This window comes from Candidatus Dedyshia acidiphila (assembly GCF_051025295.1).
Taxonomy (GTDB): domain Bacteria; phylum Acidobacteriota; class Terriglobia; order Terriglobales; family Acidobacteriaceae; genus KBS-83.
In genome coordinates, this window is record NZ_JBMGJV010000090.1 from 1 (window position 1) to 255 (window position 255).

Genomic DNA, 255 nt, shown 5'->3' on the forward strand with positions numbered 1-255 from the left:
GTGCGTACCCGCTCGGCGTCCCGGACAGTCTGCTCGGCATTGCGAGCTTCGCGATCACGTGGGCGTGTGCACAGCGTGCCACGCGCAAGCCGACAAGTCTGTGGCGAACCGTGCTCGGAGCGAAGCTCATGGTGGATGCGGGCGTGGCCGGTGGGAATGTAATTCGACAGGTGCTCGTGTATGGCCGCGTCTGCTCGTGGTGCATGATCACGGCCGGCTGCACTGCGTGGCTGGTGCGATCGGGATGGCGTCTGA

Annotated in this window: 1 protein-coding gene; it reads left to right on the plus strand. The window is 65.5% G+C overall.

Going from position 1 to position 255, the window contains the following annotated elements; genetic code table 11:
- The coding region (locus AC5IJH_RS18335; RefSeq protein WP_491904267.1) for a vitamin K epoxide reductase family protein at positions 1-255 on the plus strand (255 nt) is incomplete at both ends.